The sequence below is a fragment of the Salinibacterium sp. 10G20-15 genome (genome assembly GCF_057365065.1).
The window spans coordinates 945,618-961,914 of the sequence record NZ_CP195118.1 but is presented as its reverse complement, the minus strand read 5'-3'; the positions used below and the strand labels follow the sequence as shown (position 1 = coordinate 961,914).

The following is a 16,297-nucleotide window of genomic DNA, read 5'->3' as shown; positions in this document are numbered from 1 at the left end:
AAACGAAACGCCTACGAGTCGAAACCGAGGCCCAGAGCATCCAGCGTCTTCAGAATCACGTTACGGCGACCCTTGTTGTGGTCGGCGCGATCGAGGGACCAGCGCGTGGCGTTGATCCCGATCGAAGCGATCGGCTCGGGCGGGAACGGCAGCGGCAGCTTCTTCACCATCTCCAGTTCGGTGCGCTCGGTCGTGAGACCGTCGAGCTTGTCGAGTATGACCTGCGCGGCGAAGCGTGTCGCGCCAACTCCCAGTCCGGTGAAACCGGCCGAGTACGCGACGCGGCCCTTGCGAGCCAGACCGAAGAACGCACTGAACTGAGTCGACGCGTCAATCGCGCCTGCCCAGCGGTGGCTGAACTTGAGACCTTCCAATTGCGGGAACGTCGTAAAGAAGTGACTCGCGAGTTTCTCAAAGCTCTCGGGACGGTTCTCATACTCAGCGCGAACCTTGCGGCCGTAGTGGTAGATCGCGTCATACCCACCGAACAGAATGCGGTTGTCAGCACTTAAGCGGTAGTAGTGGAACTGGTTCGCCATATCCGCGAGGCCCTGGCGGTTCGACCACCCGATCGAGGCGAGTTGCTCGGGGCTCAAGGGTTCCGTCATGAGCACATAGTCATAGACGGGCACCGTGTGCAGGCGCGTGCGCTTCAGTAACGACGGGAAAGCGTTAGTCGCGAGCGCAACCTTGGTGGCGTGAACGCGACCATGCTTGCTGTGTACGACTGCGGCATCCGTGGGGGCACCGGATGTTTCGACCTCACGAACGGGCGAGTTCTCAAAGATCTCCACGCCGAGTTCGCTCGCGACTCGCGCCAGCTCATGAACGAGCTTGGCGGGGTGAATGATCGCGTTGATGCGCTTGTTCCAGATGGCAGCGAGGTAGGTGGGCGAGTTCACCTCGGCGCGCACGGCGGCCTCGTCGAGAAAGACGGTGTCGTCGTTGGTCTCGGTATCTTTCAGCCACTCGATCTCGTGCTCTTCAATAGCAAGGTCGAGAGAGCCGGTGCGCTCGAAATCGACATCGAGGTTGAGGGCATTGACGGTCTCCTCGATCTCATCGAGGTTCTGCAGGCCGAGGCGCTCGAGTTGGTTGTACTCAGTCGGCCAACGGCTCAGACCGTTCTCTTCGCCGTGGGTGAGGCTGGCTTCGCAGAAACCACCGTTGCGGCCCGAGGCGGCCCAGCCGAGTTCGCGGGCTTCGAGCAGCACGACGCGAGCATCAGGGTTGCGCTGCTTGGCGAGCACCGCAGTCCAGAGGCCGAGATATCCTCCTCCCACAATGGCGAGGTCGGCTTTGACATCACCCTGCAGCGCACTGAACGTGCGCGCGCCGGCGACATCATCAATCCAGAACGGCTTGTGAATCGAACCCTCAAGGGAGTGGCTGATCACGGATGCCGCTGGCACATTTCTTTCGAACACTACTTTGCCCATGGGGCACTTTCCTCTCTCGCCGGGGCGGCGAGCTTTATGGTTGCGCGGGCGCGCGGTACACGCGCTCGCCTTCGACGAACGTCTGCTCGGTGCGGGTGCGGCCGATGTCGGCCTTTGCCCCCGCGAAGGGATTGCGATCGAGAACAACCAGATCGGCAAGCTTGCCGACCTCGATCGTTCCCGTCTCATCCAAGTGATTAGTGAACGCGCTGCCTGCGGTGTACGCGGTCATGGCGGTCAGCAGGTCGATGCTTTGCTCGGGCAAGAAGGCGTCATACTCGCCCTCTTCGTGGCCGGGAGCTGCGATGCGATTCACGGCAACGTGGATGGCCGCCATCGGGTCAGGGCTCGATACCGACCAGTCGCTGCCCGAGGCCAAGTGCGTTCCGGCCCGGTGCAGGTCGGCCCACGGGTACTGCCACGAGCTGCGCGGGTCGCCCAAGAACGGCAGGGTCAGATCGACCATCTGCGGCTCGAGCGCAGCCCAGTACGACTGCAGGTTGGCGGTGACGCCCAACTCGGCAAAGCGGTGAACGTCATCCGGATGCACGACCTGCAGGTGCGCAATGTGGTGACGGTTGTCGTTGGGCCCGTTGATCGCTCGCGCGGCTTCGACCGCGTCGAGACACTCGCGCACCGCGCGGTCGCCGATGGCGTGAAAGTGCACTTGGAAGCCGAGCGCATCGAGTTCGGTGACGTTGGAGATCAGCTGCGCGGCATCCACGAAGGAGATGCCCGAGTTGTCGGTGTGGTGGCCACAGCCATCGAGGTAGGGCTCGAGCATGGCCGCCGTGAAGTTTTCGGCAACGCCGTCTTGCATGATCTTCACACTCGTCGCGGCGAAGCGGCCAGCAGCGTTCTTCTCGCGGCGCATCACGAGTTCGGGGATCTGTTCGGGGCCACGCGTGCGGTCCCACCAGAGGGCTCCGACCACGCGAGCGGTGAGGTCTCCCGACTCGGCCGCAGCCATGTAGGCGGGAGTAGCATCGCCGGCATCCCCGTAACCGCCCAAGATGGCGTCTTGCCACGCGGTAATGCCGAGCGAGTGCAAATACTCTTGGCCAATCAGAAGCGCGCGAGCATAATCTTCGGGCGAGGTTTCGGGCAGCAGCGCATTCACGAGTGACATCGCGCCCTCGTGCAGCGTGCCGGTGGGGTTACCGTCGGCGTCGCGTTCGATGCGGCCGTCGGCAGGGTCGGGAGTCTCGGCGGTGATGCCGGCAAGCTCAAGCGCGCGCGAGTTCACCCAGGCGCCATGGCCGTCGCGGTTCGGGATGAACGCGGGGCGGTCCGCAACAGCCAGATCGAGATCGGATGCCGTTGGCGTGCCACCGGGGAAGGCCGACATGTTCCAGCCACCGCCCAGAATCCACTCGAGCTCGGGGTTCGCTGCGGCATAGCTCGACAGCCGCGCTACATACTCATCGCGCGTCGAGTCCTCGGAGAGATCGCAGCGGATGAGGTCGAGCCCGCCCCACACGGCGTGCACGTGGGCATCCTGAAATCCGGGGATCAACAGCTTGCCATCGAGGTCGACGACGTCGGTGTCGGGGCCGATGAAGGGGTGGATGTCGGCGTCGACACTGCTGAGCGCGATGATGCGGCCCTCACGCACAGCGACACTTCCGGGCTGGGGTTCTTCGCCGGTCGCCGTGAAGATGGGGCCGCCGGTGAAAACGAGGTCAGCGAACGTCATAGTTTCGTGCACTTTCTGGTTGGTGCGAGGGGCACAGCGGGGCGGATGCTGGCGGGAAGCGTGACCGTGGTCAGCGCGAAAGCGGCCTAGCCGCCGCCCACGGTCTTGGCGATGTCGGTGGCGGAATCGCCAGCACGACGCAAGACGTAAGCCACGAGCCCGAGAGCCAGCAGCGTCAGCAGCAGCATGATCGTGGAGACCGCCGCAATCTCGGGACGCAAGCCCGTGCGAACGGCACTCAGCACGTAGACGGGCCACGGCGTTGAACCGGAGACCTGCACGAAGGCCGACACGATCGTGTTGTCGAGGCTGAGAGTGAACGAGAGCAGTCCACCCGCGAGAACGGCGGGCATCACGAGCGGGAGAGTGATCTGCGTGAAGCGCTTGAACGGGGGCGCGTAGAGGTCGGCCGCGGCCTCCTCCAGGCTCTCGTCAATGCCCACGAGGCGCGAACGCACGATGTACGCCACGACGGCGGTCGCGAAGAGCGAGTGGCCGACGACGAGGCGAACGAGGCCGTTGTCGAAGATGCTGAGGCCTAGGTCTTGACCTAGGAACACCATCCACGGCAAGAGCGAAACGGCATCCACGATCTCGGGGGTCACCGTGACGAGCACGAGCAGCAGCAAGAACGGTGCTGCCCACTTGCCAGCGCGACGGGCGAGCGCAACGCCCGCCATCGTGCCGAGAGCGGTAGCGATGAGAGCGGCAACGAAACCGGTCTGGATCGACACCATCACGGCATCCGTAATCGCTGGCTTGGTGACGATGGCAGCGAACGAGCCGAAGCCGAATTCGTTCCATGCGACCAGCAAGCGGCCCTCGTTGAACGAGTAGATGATGATGACGGCAATCGGCGCAAAGAGGAACGCGAACACGATCACTGCCCACACCTTGAGCGAAAGGTCTGTCAGGGCTAGTCGCTTCATGACTTGTCTCCCAACACGAGTTTCTGATTGGCGCGCAACGGCCATGCCGCGAGCCAGGAGATGAGGGCGGCGATTGCCACAGTGGTGAGAATTGTCAGCACGAGAACAACAGCCATCGCCGATCCCAGTGCCCAGTTTTGAGCGGTCTGGAACTGGTTAGCGACCATCTGGCCAGCCATGTTCCCCTTGGCGCCACCGAGCACGGTTGCCGTGATGTAGTCGCCCATGAGGGGGATGTATACGAGCAGGATGCCCACGACGATGCCGGGCTTAGCCAGCGGGAGCGTCACGTTGAAGAGAGTCGACCAGCGCCCAGCACCGAGGTCTTTGCTTGCTTCCCGCATCGGCAGCGCGACGCGGTCGAAAGCAACGAACATCGGCAGAATCATGAGCGGCAAGTAGTTGTACACCACACCGATGAGTACGGCCGTGCGGGTGAACAGAATCTCCAGCGGCTCATCGAGCGCACCGATTGATTGCAGCGCCTCAGAGAGAACGCCGCTCGGAGCCAAGATGATCTGCCAACCGATCGTGCGAACCAAAAAGTTCGTCCAAAACGGAATCATGACCATCGCGAGCAGGATGCCGCGACGAGAAACCGGAGCCTTGAACGCGAGCCAGTACGCGAAGGGGATGGAGATGGCCAGGCAGATAAGCGTGCCGACCACTCCCACCCACAACGTGTTCTGGAATGTGGCAAAGAACGTCGGAGAGAGCGCCTCGGCGTAGCGGTCGAAGGACAGTACGTCGTTGGCGTGGGTTCCGAAGATGCCGGGTTTGTAGCCGAAGCTGAACCACACCACGAGCGCGACGGGCGCGACGAAGAAGGCGAACAGCCACGCCCACGCGGGGATCGCGAGGGCGAAGCTCGGCAGCTTCATCCAGCGGGGGCGCCGTCGTGGTGCTTTCGGCGACGACGCCGACTGGCGTTCGGTGAGAGTGGTCATCCTGGCTTCTCGATTAACAGCGCAGGCTAGGAGCCTGCAGCAACCTTGGTCTTGTCCCAGATTTCAACGATGCGCTGCTGCGCTTCGGTGATGGTCTGGGTGTGCATGGTCTTGATGGTCTCGTCGTCGAAGAACACGAGGTCGAGCATTTCGAGTTCGGCATCGCGAGCGAGATCTTCAATTCCACTGGTTCCGGTCTGGTAGCCGGTGTAGTCGAGCTGGCGAACAGCAGCTTCGGGCGTGAGCACGTAGTTGATGAAAGCGTGAGCCGCTTCGGGGTTAGTGGCACCCTCGGCGATAGCCCAGTTATCCATCCAGAGCTCGGTGTCGGGCGAGCCGAGAACCCACTGCCAGCGCTCGGGCTCGTCGCTTTCCATGATGCCGAGGCGAGCATCGCCGTTCCAGCACTGCATCAAAATCTGCTGAGCCTGCGGGATGGCGGCGCCACCGGGGTAGGAGTCGAAGGCCGAGAGGTGCGGAGCGAGCTGCGTGGTGAGGAACTCCTCAGCGGCAGCGAGGTCAGCCTCGTCGGTGGTGTTCCAGTCGATGCCGTTGGCCCAGTAGTAAATGCCAAGCAGGGGGGCCGGGTCATCGAGAACAGACGTCTTGCCGCTCGCTTCGTTCTGGGCGGCGTCGATGAAGTCTTTCCACGAGGTGAGCTCGCGGGTGATCTTGGTCTTGTCGTAGACGAAACCGGTGGTGCCCCACGCTTTCGAGATGGAGTACTCGTTGTTCGGGTCCCAATCGCGGCCCAGGAATGCGGGGTCGACGTGCTTGATGTTGGGGATGAGGTCGAGGTTCAACGGGCTAAGCAAACCGTTTTCGATCATCTGGGGGATGAACGGGCCGGTCGGAACGACGATGTCGTAGCCACTCGTGCCGCGAGCAGCAACGAGCTTGGAAATTAGCTCTTCGTTCGAGTTGAACGAGTCGAACGTCACGTTCGGGCCGAGGTCGACCGTGAACTCGTTGACCAGATCCGGGTCGTCGTAGTCGCCCCAGCTGTAAACCGAAAGGTTTCCTTCTAGCGCACCACCGGTGGCTTGAGGGGCGGAGCCGGTGCCCGACTGCGGCGAGCACGCAGCGAGCAAAGCAGCGCCGGCGGTCGTGCCCGACAACGCCAAGAAGCGGCGGCGGTTGAGCTCAGACTTCATGACCTTTGTCGCGGCGGTCGAAGCGAGAATGCGAACGGGGTTTTCGTGTGACATCAGGTTGCTCCCTTAAAGCGAGATCGAGCTGGTCGGAGGTGCGGGGTTAGAAACGGCGCGGGCAATGTCGGCTTGAGCCTGAGTTGCTTGCTCGCTGGGGAAGAGATGAACCGAGGTGGCGTCCCAGGTGCAGACGACCGCGTCACCCACGGCAAGGCGCGGGGCGGTCGGGCGCGGAACACGCGACAGCAGCGTCTGGCCGTCGCCGATCGAGACCAAGAACTGCAGCGTCTCACCCTGGTGAGAAACTCCGAGCACTTCGCCCGCGATCCGGTTTTCTGCGGTGGGGGCGGTGGCTGCGCTGGTGCCAGCGGTCGCCGTGACCGTGACAGCCTCAGGGCGAACAGCGGCTTGAGCATCCACGCCCGCTTCGAGTTCTGGATGCGGGATCACCGATCGCAGAACACCGAACGGTGATTCCATCACGTTCAGGTCGCTCGTCATCATGCCCGGCAAGAAGTTCTGCTGGCCAATGAAGCCGGCGACGTAGGCGCTCGCGGGGGAGTCGTAGATCGAGTCAGCGTCATCCAGCTGCTCAATGCGGCCTTTGCGCATGATGGCGATGCGGTCGCTCATCGAGAGCGCCTCACCCTGATCGTGCGTCACGAAGATGAAGGTGATGCCGAGGCGTGACTGCAGAAGCTTGAGCTCGATCTGCATTTCCTCGCGAAGCTGGCGGTCAAGCGCACCCAGCGGCTCGTCAAGAAGGAGAACGGCAGGGCGGTTGATGAGGGCCCGGGCGAGCGCGATGCGCTGCTGCTGGCCACCCGACAACTGCGTGGGCTTGCGGTCGGCGAATGAGCGCATCTGCACGAGATCGAGCGATTCACTAACCCGCTCGCGAATCTCCGACTTAGGCGTGCCCTTTTGGCGAAGGCCGTAGGCCACGTTCTCGGCCACGCTCATGTGCGGGAAGAGAGCGTAGGCCTGGAAAACCGTGTTGACGTTGCGCTTGTGGGGAGGAACGCCCACGACATCCTGACCAGAAATGTGGATGCTGCCCGAGGTGGGCTCTTCGAAGCCGGCGAGCATGCGCAGTGTTGTCGTCTTGCCGCAGCCCGAGGGGCCGAGCAGAGAGAGGAACTCACCGGGGCGCACGTGCAAGCTGATGTTGTCGACAGCAACGGCGCCACCGAACTTCTTGGTCACGCCCTCAATGACAACGGAACCTTCAGGTTCGCTCGTGCTCGCCGCATCGGCGTTCGCATGGTCCGCGGCTGAGCCTGCGGGCATGGTGTTTTGGGCTGAAACCGTCACGTTCTTGCGCACCTCCGAGTTCGCGAAAACTGATTCGCGAGTGACACGTAGTCAATCGGAAAACAGAGCGAAGTGCAACGGTTTACATGGTTAAGATCGTGTTACAAGACGGAATTAGTCGTCTAAGAGCCAATTAACTGCGCAAATCCTCACGAAAAGTGAGCGAGCGGAGCAAGGGAAGGTGGCCTGGACGCCGCTCGTTACTCGTAACGACGGTGAATGAGGCGAGACAACACAATAGAACTGCGCGTGTTGTCGATGTTGGTGGCGGTGCGCAGTCGCTCGAGAGCGATTTCAAGCGAGTGGATGTCGCGCGAGCGCATGTGAACGACGGCGTCAGCAGACCCGCTAACTGTTCCGGCATCCACCACTTCGGGAATGGCGCTCAAGATGCGCTTGAGTTCGTGCGGAGCCACGTTGCCGCGGCAAAAAAGCTCGACATACGCCTCGGTGCCCATGCCGTCGATGGCCGGATCGACCTGCACCGTGAAGCCCCGGATGGTGCCGTTCGCAACGAGACGATCGACGCGACGTTTAACCGCGGAGGCCGAAAGCCCCACCGCTTCTCCGATATCCCCATAGCCTGCGCGGGCATTGAGGCGGAGCATGTCGATGATTCCTGCGTCCAGCTTGTCCATTTATTCAGCGTACGGCGGATTGTTGTGCGCTGGCTAGGGTTTGCGCGTAAATAATGCGCAGATTGCGGAGACATTGCGGATAGGTGCGTGAAACACTGGAGCTATGACGATCACTGACACCGAATCGACCATGCCTGCGCGCCAGGCCACCGCGAAGACCGTGCTGATGTGCCGTCCCGACTTCTTTACGGTCAACTACAGCATCAATCCGTGGATGAACCCCAACGACCCCACCGACACTAGCCTCGCTGTGAAGCAGTGGCAGACACTCTACGACACCTACATCGACCTCGGTTTCACCGTCGAGCTCATCGACCCCATCGACGGACTGCCCGACATGGTCTACGCCGCCAACGGTGGTTTCGTGATCGACGGCAAGGCCTACGGCGCCCTGTTTACCTACGACGAGCGCAAAGCGGAAGGCCCGGCCTACATGGACTGGTTCGGCGCCAACGGCTTCGACGTGGCCTCCCCCCAGAACGTTAATGAGGGTGAGGGCGACTTCCTCCTTGTCGGCGACAACATCCTTGCGGGTATGGGCTTCCGTACTTCAGTCGAAAGTCACCGCGAGTTAGCTGAACTCTCGGGCCGCAACGTTGTCTCCCTCAACCTCATTAACCCGAGTTTCTACCACGTCGACACCGCCATCGCGAAGCTCGACGAAACCAACATCGCCTACCTCGAGAGCGCGTTTGACGAGCCCTCGCTTGAGAAACTCCGTGCGCTGTATCCCGACGCCATTCTCGCTACTGAAGAGGATGCGGCAGTGCTCGGACTCAACTCGTACAGCGACGGCTACAACGTCGTTATCGCTGCCCGTGCCAAGGACTTCGAGCGTCAGCTCAAAGAACGCGGCTACAACCCCATCGGCGTCGACCTCTCCGAGCTACTGCTCGGCGGTGGCGGCGTGAAGTGCTGCACTTTGGAACTTCGCCGCTAGCCGGCACGGTACCGCTAGCCACGTCGCTTCGCGTGTGGGGGTGCCTCGATTTCACCGATGAGCGGCGCGATACCTAGATTTCGCTGCTCACCGGAGAAGATGCGCATGGCGCAATGAACAGAACGGATGGCCTGCGCCACGAGCGCGGGCCATCCGTGTTTCGCTAGCGTCGACCTGCCGCTTCGGTTGGTGTGGGCTGAGCAATCTCAGGTTGCTGAGCGGGGCGGATGCCGCGGGTGAGGAGGTAGCCGACGGTCCAGAGTTCACCTACCGTGGCTGGGATCACGAGAGAGTCGGTGACCGCGGACGGCACCCCTTCGATGGCGGCAGTCAGCACGGCGCTCACGAGATAGCCGACTCCGCCGACGATGAGAAAGGTTCCGAGCACGTGCGGCATCCGTTTCGTCGAGATCATGAACCAGCCCATCGGGATGAGCCACAGCCCGAAGAAGACCCCGCCGGCTGCCCAGAGCGCATCGGAAATGGTGTGAAGAAGCGCGACGGTTCCTGCGGCATCCCCAGCGGGGGCGAGCGTGGGAGCACCGGCGACGGTGACTGCGGTCGCGAGCATTGCGGCACTCGCGAGGATCGCCACGGCATTCGCCATTCCGAAAGTCGCAACGCCGAATGCTGCGACGGGGCGCTCCGTGCGAAAGAGGGCGTAGAAGCCCAGCGCGGCGAGGGCTTGCGTGATCACTACGAGCAGTTCGAGCCCGAGGCTGAGATGGGCAAGGGTGCCGTGTTCTAGGATGTTCGCCACGGTGGCGGCGGGGTCATCCGGACTCCGTAGTAGTGGGCGCACGATGACAAAGCCGAGCAGTCCTGTGATGGCGAGGCCAAGGTAGGCGGCGCCGGTGAGTCGGGCAGTGCGAGTGGGTGAGAGCATTTTTCCTCCGAGAATGATGTCAAAGATTATTGACACCTGAAGGTAAAGCCGGAATACTCGTAATGTCAAGAATTATTTACACCGGAGGGTTGCCATGGTTTACGAAGAGCGAAACAAGTGGTCGTCGCTCATAGTCACGCTCATCACGACGGTCGCCTACGTGATCGTCGTCGTGCAGGCCGCCGATGGAAAAGCTCTTACCGCTGTGGAGTGGTGGCCGATTATGGCGTGGACCATTGGCATCAGCGTCGTCGCCTCGGTCATCGTGAGCGTGCTGTGGGGTGTCATCGCCGGAATATTCGACCCCGACGGTGTGGGAACATCAGACCAGCGAGATCGCGACATCTCGCGCATGGGTGATCGAGTCGGTCAATCGTTCATGGTGATCGGCGGGCTAGGAGTCATCGTATTGAGCGCCTTTGAGGCAGACACGTTCTGGATAGCGAACACCATGTTCCTCGGCTTCGCGCTGTCCGCAATCGTCGGTGGCGTTGCGTCCGTGATTGCGTATCGCCGCGGTCTTGTCTGATGGTCAAACCCACCAAAGTAACCAACAGCATCCGTGCGCTTCGAGAAGCCGAGGGGCTGACGCAGGCAGAGCTCGCGCGTCGAATTGGGGTCACCCGCCAGACGCTCATCGCGATCGAGCAAGGTAAATATTCGCCAACGCTCGAGCTTGCCTTTCAGATTTCGCGTGTCTTTGGCTCAGGACTCGACGAGGTTTTTCAGTACCCCGTGGAGATGGAGTAGCGCACCGCCGCACCGACGTAGTGTCGCGCGGTTTTTGCTGAAGTGTAGCGTTAGCGCTCTTCGCAAATGACGACCGGGATGTCGCGCGTGGTCTTGGTCTGGTACTCCGCGTACCGCGAGTTGGCGGCCACAATCTGCGGCCACAGCTCGGCCTTCTCGGCGGGGCTGGCGGTGTGAGTGTGCACGGGCACGGTGCGTCCGCGAACAGTGAGTTCGGCATCCGGATTCGCCTGCAGGTTGCGGTACCAAAGCGGGTCGCGGTCGTCGCCGCCCTTCGACGCGACAATCACCCAACGGCCCTTGCTGTGCACGGGTGCCGTCAGCATGGTTGAGCGGCGGATGCCCGACACCCGTCCCGTGGTGTGAAGCTCGAGTGAGGGCATGCCGCCCAGAGTCCAGCCGAGGCGACCGCCCGATACGGCAAGGATCGCGCGGTGCACGCCGTTCATGAGTTTCATGCCGAGGTCGCTGAGACGGTTGTTGGTGCTCATGGGTCTATTCTCGCGCGGCGCTGCGGTGGGCGCACGAAGATCGCAAGCACCGCGACTGCAATCGGCATGCTCGAGAACCACACGGCCGGCTCGGTGAAGTTGCCGCTCACATCGACGGCCAGCGAGAGGGCGATCGGGCCGAGAGCCGTTGAGCCGAGGGCGATCGCGGTCGTGACGCCGCGAATGGAACCGATGTGGGCGGTGCCGTAGTAGCGCACGTAGGCTGCCGCCTCCATCCCGCGCAGGCTTCCGCCGGCCGCGCCGAGCACGAGACCGTAGAGAACGGCGGTGCCATTGGGGCCGACGACGGAGAGCAACAGCAGTGAGCCGGCGAGCGTGAGCATCGAGAAGATAACGAACAGCTTGGGGCTTACGCGGTCGACGAAAGCGCCGACAATGAGGGTCGTCGCAATGCCCGTGACGGTTTGCGGGAGAAAGTTGGCGGCCGCTTCGAACGGGGTGAGCCCGCGCTCGCCGAGGATCGCGATTTGATGGAAGGCGAGGCCGGTGCTCAGCATGCCGGAGGCGGCGAGAGAGGCCGCGATGACCCAGAACATGCCGGTGCGGGCTGCTTCGCCGAGCATCCACGATTCTTTTTGGATGACGATCTGCGCCGTCGAGAGATCTTCGGTCTGGGCGGCAACCCGGCTGCGCTTCGGCAGGATGAACGCGAGGGGCACGACGACGGCGAGCACAATCGCGGCTTCCCAGCGCCAGGCGGCGTGGATGCCGACGGCCGAGATGAGGCGTTCGAGGCCGACGGGGGCGAGGGAGATTCCGGCGGATCCGATGGCGGCCGTGATGCCCAGCGCCAGACCGCGGCGATGGGTGATGGCGCGGGCGACCGCCGTGGTGGCGGCGAGGCTGAGGGCACCTTGGCCGAGCATCCGCACCCCCACAAAGCCGGCGGTGAGGCCAGCGATGCCGTCGACGAAACTGAGGGTGAGCAGCACGCTTGCGAACAGGGCGCCAATAACGATGGTGACGTAGCGGGCGCCGAAGCGGTCGAGCGCGCGACCGATGAAGGGTTGGGCGGCGGCGCCGACGATCGTGCCGAAGAAGTAGCTGACGGAGATGCCGGTGCGAGAGACGTCAAGTTCAGCGATGAGGGGGTCGGTGAAGACGGAGATTCCGGCGGTCTGGCCCGGCGCCGTCATCACGGAGATGACGCCCGCGGCGGCGACCAAGCTCACCCACGGCGGCCACTTCACCGCTGATCGCTTCGCTGGAGAGCGTCGGTCCGTCTGCGCCACGTTCACGTCAGAGGAAACCACAACCACTCAACCCTTCGTACCCACCGTCGGGCCAGCGTTTGGTGTTGCGACTCCTGCCGCAACTTATAGACAAAATCGTACTAGCCCGGTGGGTGAGGGGGTTACTGCTTCGCTGCCGCCAATTGAGCGGCGGACTCGTCGTACGCGCGGCGGCTCTCTTCCACCTTGTCGGAGTTGGCGAGGGCCCAGTCGGCCATCGCCAGAATCGGCGGCAGTAGTTCGCGGCCGACATCCGTGAGCTCATATTCAACGCGCGGAGGGATTTCGGAGTAGACAGTGCGGGAGACGAGGCCGTCGCGCTCGAGGTGGCGCACGGTGCGCGTGAGCATGCGCTGCGAGATGCCCGGCACGCGCTGGCGGAGCACGGTGAACCGCTGCGGCCCGGTCTCGAGCATGCCGACGACCAGCAGCGTCCACTTGTCGCCGATGCGTTCCAGAGCTTCGCGAACGATGGTTCCGCGCTGGGCTTCACACATCTCTTGCATCTCACGCATGGCCATGGTGGCTCCTTGGTTACCTCTGTGTGCCTTTTGTAAGGCCTCTCGAACCAGTCTAGGTTACTAATACTGCCTGAGTAACCAATGGTAACTGTCACAGTTCCGTTAGGTAACCGGGCCCAGATCTTGACCACAACTCGTACTGAAAAGAAAGAAAACCAATGACTATTGCCGTATGGATCGTCTCCGGACTCCTCGCCCTCGCTTACCTCGCCGCCGGCGGACAGAAAATCACCGTTGCCAAGGACAAGGCCTTCACGACCTTCCCCTGGGCTGAAGGCGCTGGTATCCCCATCCTGCGGGTAGTCGGCGTTCTCGAAGTGCTCGGAGCCATCGGCCTAATCGTGCCGGTGCTGACTGGCATCCTCCCGATCCTCACCCCGATCGCCGCCGTAGGCCTCGTGCTCGTGCAGGCAGTCGCCATGATCATTCACGCCCGTCGCGGCGAGTTCAAGGCGCTCCCCGTGAACGCAGTACTGCTGCTGCTTGCCCTCTTCGTAGCAATCGCTCGCTTCGCCGGTTTCTAAAGCAAGACCAGCACACAGAGTTGAGCACCTAGCGCTCATCAGCGGATGCGGCGTAGCGTCGAGTCACCTCGCATTGCTCGACTCACGCAGACCGCGCCTCGGCCACTCGCGAGGGACCAAGGAGGAGCATCATGTTTTCACCCACCACGGCTTTTTCTGGCTTCAGTGTCAACGACCTCGACGCGGCTCGAACCTTTTACTCCGAAACTCTGGGGCTCACGGTCACCGATGGCGGCATGGGCACCCTGCGCCTCACGCTTCCCGGCGGCGCCGAAGTGACCATCTACCCGAAAGAGAACCACGAACCGGCGAGCTTCACCATCCTGAACTTTGCGGTGGAGGATGTTGAAGCCGCCGTCGATGCGCTCAACGAGCGGGGCGTGGTCACCAAGATCTATAACGACGGCGACCTCATGGGCGACCTCGGTACTGACGCGAAGGGCATCATGCGCGGGCACGGCCCCGAGATCGCGTGGTTCAAAGACCCGGCCGGGAATGTGCTTTCGGTTATCTCAGCCTGAGGCCACGCGCGCACAGTAGCGTTGACCCATGACGGTACTCACCCCAGCACTGCTTGATCGCATCCGGTCGCGGGCCGCGCGCTACGACCGCGAGAACATCTTCTTCACCGAAGACCTGCAAGAGCTGCGTGCCGTTGGCTACTTGAAGCCGCGCAGTTTGCGTGAGCTGTCGGATGATCAGCGCCTGCTTGCCGCGTACGCGCCGGCCACGGCGCTCGCTATCAACATGCACCTCGTGTGGATCGGCGTCGCCTGGGCTCTGCGCGAGCGCGGCGACTCGAGCCTCGACTGGTTGTTGGCGGATGCCGAAGCCGGCGAAGTCTTTGCCTTCGGCTTGAGCGAACCCGGCAATGATCTCGTCATGTGGGACTCGCTCACCACCGCCGAAGCCGTCGAGGGAGGTTACGCCTTCACCGGCACCAAGATCTTCACCTCGCTGTCTCCCGCGTGGACCCAGCTGGGTCTCTTCGGCAAGCACACCGCCGACGATGGCACCGAAACCCTCGTGCATGGTTTCATCTCTCGCGATGAACCCGGCTGGCGTTCGCTCGGCGACTGGGACACCCTCGGCATGCGCGCCACCCAAAGCCATACGACGGTGCTGGATGGCGCCTTCGTTCCCGCGAACCGGGTCGCCCGCGTGCTGCCCGTCGGCCCCAACGCCGATCCATTCATCTTCGCGGTGTTCGCCAATTTCTTGCCGCTCATCGCCTCCGTCTATGCGGGGCTCGCCGACCGCGCCCTCGAGCTCGGGGTCGAAGCGCTGCAGCAGCGCAGCTCGGCCATCAGTGGTGAGGCGTACTCCGAGCATCCGGATCTGCGCTGGCGCATGGCGGATGCCGCCCTCGCGCTCGACGCGATCGAACCCCAACTGCACAGCATCGTCGATGACGTTGATGGGCTCGTGGATCACGGGGCTGGCTGGTTCCGCAAACTGACCGGTGTGAAGCACCGCAGCATCGAAACCGCACGCCACGTCGTCGATCAGGTCATGCGTTCAGCCGGGGGAGGAGCCTTCCGCAGCAGCAGCGAACTCTCGCGCCTGCAACGCGATGTGCTCGCCGGCATCTACCACCCCTCGAACCCGGAGTCCGTGTACAAGACGGTCGCGAGCGACCTGTTCGGGAGCTAGGCAGGCAGAATGCTCTCGCGCATCGATGTCAACGTCTCGTCATCGGGGTCGAGTACGACTGCAAAGATCCCCGAAGTGATGACGAGCCAGACGGCAACGATGACGATCACGAGAAGGCTCACGAACACGATCAGAGATCGCGTGTTGCGTTTCACTGTGATTTCCCTCTCGCACGTATCGTGATGATTGTAACGAGGCGACGGTGCCGACCATGATCAACGCAAACGAATTGCTCACCGCGGTTGAGAAACTGTTCGCTGAGCGATCGACCAGTGAGGCTGCGGTTTCGCGCGAGACGCAGTTCGTGGCAGGGCGCACCCTCAGCGAAACGCAACTCGTCGTGCTGTTTCGGTGGCTGGAGAACGCGACCCTTTTCGGAGCCGTCTACGACATCGATGAGTTGACCGCCCAGTTCGAGCCAGACGACGTGGCGAGCATTGCTGATGCCATCGTGAGCAACGATCTGGCTGGTCCACCCGGCACAGGCATTCGGCTGGATGTCGACTGGGCTGTGGGGCTGATCTCTTCGCCGGAAGACGTGCAATGGGTGCTCGGAAGCGAACGCTTCGCGGAGGAGAGTGGAGAGTAGCCGCCCGTCGAAGAAAGCTAGCCGCCATTGATTGCGATGCTCACCCAGCCCAGCAGCGCAAGAACAACAGCGATGCCGCCGAGCGAGATAGCGATACGCGGTCGCTTGCCCAGAACCAAGTAGTAGAGCGCGGTCGCGATAGGTGCGGTCCACGCTCCCGCCGCGATCATGAACATGCCCAGGAACACGGGAGTGTCTAGGTGGGTGATGAGCCCCGTCACGAAGACGGCGAGACCGGGCACGATTCCGAAGAGTGGACTCAGCGCGATGAAAAGTGCGATGGGGAGTGCTCGAGCGGGAACCCGTGCGCTCAGCCACAACCATGTCGGCACACCGAACAGGGCGGCTACCGGGAGACCCACTGCGGTTGCGCGGGCGAAAGCGTGCAGCAGCTCCGAGCCTGTCGAGCCGTAATAGGGAGTTCCCAGCACTACGAGCACAGTGCCCAGAGCCAATGCCACCGCGATGCAGCCGAGAACGGCGGCGATGTCCTTGAGGTTTCGGCGCGGGTGGGTGTTTGCCAAGCTCGAAACGCTATCGATGCGCAGTTCGGGTGCTGATGTCGTCACTGGTCCA

At 62.6% G+C, this 16,297-nt stretch carries 20 protein-coding genes; 7 read left to right on the top strand and 13 right to left on the bottom strand.

Annotated elements, in window-relative coordinates:
- Positions 1 to 11: 11 nt before the first annotated feature.
- The 7 genes from ACR3YK_RS04605 to ACR3YK_RS04575 all read right to left on the bottom strand — a co-directional run bounded on the left by ACR3YK_RS04605 (position 12) and on the right by ACR3YK_RS04575 (position 8,114).
- Complete coding sequence (locus ACR3YK_RS04605) at positions 12 to 1,439, bottom strand: NAD(P)/FAD-dependent oxidoreductase (RefSeq protein WP_486176043.1); 1,428 nt, start codon at positions 1,437 to 1,439, stop codon at positions 12 to 14.
- A 34-nt stretch (positions 1,440 to 1,473) separates the two neighbouring features.
- On the bottom strand, positions 1,474 to 3,135 hold the full coding sequence (locus ACR3YK_RS04600) for an amidohydrolase (protein ID WP_486176042.1): 1,662 nt from the start codon (positions 3,133 to 3,135) through the stop codon (positions 1,474 to 1,476).
- A gap of 86 nt (positions 3,136 to 3,221) precedes the next feature.
- The gene (locus ACR3YK_RS04595) at positions 3,222 to 4,064 is read right to left on the bottom strand and encodes an ABC transporter permease (RefSeq protein ID WP_100387669.1); all 843 of its coding nucleotides are present in this window, start codon (positions 4,062 to 4,064) and stop codon (positions 3,222 to 3,224) included.
- On the bottom strand, positions 4,061 to 4,945 hold the full coding sequence (locus tag ACR3YK_RS04590) for an ABC transporter permease (RefSeq protein ID WP_373296760.1): 885 nt from the start codon (positions 4,943 to 4,945) through the stop codon (positions 4,061 to 4,063). Before ACR3YK_RS04590 ends, ACR3YK_RS04595 begins: the two co-directional genes overlap by 4 nt.
- Positions 4,946 to 5,037: 92 nt before the next feature.
- Entirely contained in the window at positions 5,038 to 6,219 is a 1,182-nt protein-coding gene (locus ACR3YK_RS04585) for a polyamine ABC transporter substrate-binding protein (protein WP_486176041.1), read from the bottom strand.
- A gap of 12 nt (positions 6,220 to 6,231) precedes the next feature.
- Complete coding sequence (locus ACR3YK_RS04580) at positions 6,232 to 7,476, bottom strand: ABC transporter ATP-binding protein (RefSeq protein WP_486176040.1); 1,245 nt, start codon at positions 7,474 to 7,476, stop codon at positions 6,232 to 6,234.
- 200 nt (positions 7,477 to 7,676) lie between these two features.
- A complete protein-coding gene (locus ACR3YK_RS04575) occupies positions 7,677 to 8,114 on the bottom strand; it encodes an Lrp/AsnC family transcriptional regulator (RefSeq protein ID WP_486176039.1) in 438 nt (145 codons plus the stop codon).
- Between the two features lie 103 nt (positions 8,115 to 8,217).
- Between ACR3YK_RS04575 and ddaH the strand changes: the two genes are divergently transcribed.
- Positions 8,218 to 9,054, top strand: a complete 837-nt coding sequence (gene ddaH, locus ACR3YK_RS04570; RefSeq protein ID WP_486176038.1) for a dimethylargininase — start codon at positions 8,218 to 8,220, stop codon at positions 9,052 to 9,054.
- Between the two features lie 163 nt (positions 9,055 to 9,217).
- Here ddaH and ACR3YK_RS04565 read toward each other — a convergent pair whose 3' ends face one another.
- Entirely contained in the window at positions 9,218 to 9,940 is a 723-nt protein-coding gene (locus tag ACR3YK_RS04565) for a DUF4386 domain-containing protein (RefSeq protein WP_486176037.1), read from the bottom strand.
- Between the two features lie 94 nt (positions 9,941 to 10,034).
- Here ACR3YK_RS04565 and ACR3YK_RS04560 point away from each other — a divergent pair, with 94 nt between their 5' ends.
- Complete coding sequence (locus tag ACR3YK_RS04560; RefSeq protein ID WP_486176036.1) at positions 10,035 to 10,469, top strand: hypothetical protein; 435 nt, start codon at positions 10,035 to 10,037, stop codon at positions 10,467 to 10,469.
- Positions 10,469 to 10,690: a helix-turn-helix transcriptional regulator gene (locus ACR3YK_RS04555; RefSeq protein ID WP_486176035.1), complete on the top strand. Its 222-nt coding sequence runs from the start codon at positions 10,469 to 10,471 to the stop codon at positions 10,688 to 10,690. Before ACR3YK_RS04560 ends, ACR3YK_RS04555 begins: the two co-directional genes overlap by 1 nt.
- 50 nt (positions 10,691 to 10,740) lie before the next feature.
- Here ACR3YK_RS04555 and ACR3YK_RS04550 read toward each other — a convergent pair whose 3' ends face one another.
- From ACR3YK_RS04550 to ACR3YK_RS04540, 3 genes are all read right to left on the bottom strand, one after another.
- Positions 10,741 to 11,181 carry a nitroreductase family deazaflavin-dependent oxidoreductase gene (locus ACR3YK_RS04550; protein WP_486176034.1) on the bottom strand — a complete coding sequence of 147 codons (441 nt, stop codon included), beginning with the start codon at positions 11,179 to 11,181 and terminating at the stop codon, positions 10,741 to 10,743.
- Positions 11,178 to 12,455 (bottom strand): MFS transporter, encoded by a 1,278-nt coding sequence (locus ACR3YK_RS04545; protein WP_486176033.1) that lies wholly within the window; start codon positions 12,453 to 12,455, stop codon positions 11,178 to 11,180. Before ACR3YK_RS04545 ends, ACR3YK_RS04550 begins: the two co-directional genes overlap by 4 nt.
- A gap of 101 nt (positions 12,456 to 12,556) precedes the next feature.
- The gene (locus ACR3YK_RS04540) at positions 12,557 to 12,955 is read right to left on the bottom strand and encodes a winged helix-turn-helix transcriptional regulator (protein ID WP_486176032.1); all 399 of its coding nucleotides are present in this window, start codon (positions 12,953 to 12,955) and stop codon (positions 12,557 to 12,559) included.
- Between the two features lie 158 nt (positions 12,956 to 13,113).
- Here ACR3YK_RS04540 and ACR3YK_RS04535 point away from each other — a divergent pair, with 158 nt between their 5' ends.
- The 3 genes from ACR3YK_RS04535 to ACR3YK_RS04525 all read left to right on the top strand — a co-directional run bounded on the left by ACR3YK_RS04535 (position 13,114) and on the right by ACR3YK_RS04525 (position 15,132).
- Entirely contained in the window at positions 13,114 to 13,479 is a 366-nt protein-coding gene (locus ACR3YK_RS04535; RefSeq protein WP_100387662.1) for a DoxX family protein, read from the top strand.
- Between the two features lie 131 nt (positions 13,480 to 13,610).
- Entirely contained in the window at positions 13,611 to 14,000 is a 390-nt protein-coding gene (locus tag ACR3YK_RS04530) for a VOC family protein (RefSeq protein WP_486176031.1), read from the top strand.
- Positions 14,001 to 14,028: 28 nt separating this feature from the next.
- Positions 14,029 to 15,132 (top strand): acyl-CoA dehydrogenase family protein, encoded by a 1,104-nt coding sequence (locus ACR3YK_RS04525; protein ID WP_486176030.1) that lies wholly within the window; start codon positions 14,029 to 14,031, stop codon positions 15,130 to 15,132.
- Here ACR3YK_RS04525 and ACR3YK_RS04520 read toward each other — a convergent pair.
- The gene (locus ACR3YK_RS04520) at positions 15,129 to 15,287 is read right to left on the bottom strand and encodes a hypothetical protein (protein WP_486176029.1); all 159 of its coding nucleotides are present in this window, start codon (positions 15,285 to 15,287) and stop codon (positions 15,129 to 15,131) included. The two genes, ACR3YK_RS04525 and ACR3YK_RS04520, sit on opposite strands and share 4 nt — an antisense overlap.
- Positions 15,288 to 15,343: 56 nt before the next feature.
- Here ACR3YK_RS04520 and ACR3YK_RS04515 point away from each other — a divergent pair, with 56 nt between their 5' ends.
- The gene (locus ACR3YK_RS04515; RefSeq protein WP_486176028.1) at positions 15,344 to 15,721 is read left to right on the top strand and encodes a hypothetical protein; all 378 of its coding nucleotides are present in this window, start codon (positions 15,344 to 15,346) and stop codon (positions 15,719 to 15,721) included.
- A 17-nt stretch (positions 15,722 to 15,738) separates the two neighbouring features.
- On the opposite strand, the gene ACR3YK_RS04510 is transcribed toward ACR3YK_RS04515, so the two are convergent.
- Positions 15,739 to 16,290: a hypothetical protein gene (locus tag ACR3YK_RS04510; protein WP_486176027.1), complete on the bottom strand. Its 552-nt coding sequence runs from the start codon at positions 16,288 to 16,290 to the stop codon at positions 15,739 to 15,741.
- Positions 16,291 to 16,297: the final 7 nt, after the last annotated feature.